Below are 1,352 nucleotides of genomic sequence, written 5' to 3' on the forward strand. Positions count from 1 at the left end.
CGTCCCCGGTTCTCTGCCGCTCCTATGCGGGTGCCAGCACCGGGTGGGATGGCGTTTCGAGGTCAGCGTAGTAGACGGCTTCGAACTCCTCGGGAGGGACATCGCCGAGCGTGGAGTGCAGGCGTCGATGGTTGTACCAGTCGACCCATTCGGCGGTGACCCATTCCACGTCGTCGACGGTCCGCAGCGGCCCGTTGCGGAATGGGGAGTCGTCGCGGATGGCTTCGTTCTTGAACAGCCCGATCGTCGACTCGGCGAGGGCGTTGTCGTAGGCGTCGCCGATCGACCCGATGGACGCGGCTATGCCCTCGAGGGCGAGGGTCTCGGCGAAGCTGATCGAGGTGAACTGGCTGCCGGCGTCGGAGTGGTGCACGAGCCCGTCACCGGCGGGGTGACCGGCACGGTCGCGCCGCCAGAGACCCATCCGCAGCGCGGTGGTCACCAGCGGGGTCGTCTTGCTCGTGCTGGCATACCAGCCCACGATCGTCCGGGAGAAGCAGTCGATCACGAAGGCCACGTAGACGAACCCGGCCCAGGTGCGCACATACGTGAAGTCCGCGACCCAACGCCGATTGGGTGCCTCGGCGGAGAAGTCCCGCTCCAGCAGGTCCGGCGCACGCTGCGCGTTCCGATCTGGGATCGTCGTCCGCACGCGCTTGCCTCGCACGAGCCCGCCTATGCCGAGTTGCCGCATCAGCCGGTCCACGCGCCGCTTCGACACGGCCAGACCGCGTCGCCGCAGGAGCGCGGTCATCTTCCGCCGGCCATACATCGACTCCGGCGTCGCCTTCCCGTTCTCGTCGACGCGAGCGGCGAGGATCGCGTCGATCACCGCCGCGTCCTCCAGATCGCGGTTGCTGGGCTGGGCAGTCTTCCAGGACCGATAGGTTCGCGCGGCGACCTGCACGCCCTGCTCCCGCAGGACATCGCAGATCGACTCGACCGCGCGGCCCTTGGCGCGCTGCTCGTCGATGAACGAGACGATCAGCGCTTTCGGGGGTCGAGCTCCCCGGCGAAGAAAACCGCCGCGTCCCGCAGGATCGCGTTGGCCTCACGCAGCTCGCGGTTCTCGCGCTCGAGCTTGCGGATCCGCTCCGACTCGGTCGTGCTGACCCCCTGCCGGTCGCCGGCGTCGACCTGCGCCTGCCGCACCCACCGGCGCAAGCTCTCAGCGCCGAAACCGAGCCGCTTCGACACCGTCTCACACGCGGTCGTGAGGTTCGGGTACTCATCGAGGTGATCGAGCACGAGCCGGATAGCGCGCTGCTTCGTCTCCTCCGGAATCCTCTTCGGCATGATCATCATCTTCCTTCCAGACTCGAAAGGAAGCGGCATCAAACCGGGGACGGTTC

1 protein-coding gene is annotated in these 1,352 nt (G+C 67.7%); it reads right to left on the reverse strand.

Going from position 1 to position 1,352, the window contains the following annotated elements; translation table 11 throughout:
* Positions 1–22: 22 nt before the first annotated feature.
* Positions 23–1,296 (reverse strand): IS3 family transposase gene (locus ACWXWW_RS17795; RefSeq protein WP_455971312.1). Its coding sequence is split into 2 segments (ribosomal slippage): positions 23–1,026 and positions 1,026–1,296, totalling 1,275 coding nucleotides; the frame shifts between segments, so codons are not numbered across the junction.
* Positions 1,297–1,352: the final 56 nt, after the last annotated feature.

The sequence above is a fragment of the Microbacterium sp. KNMS genome (assembly GCF_053851835.1).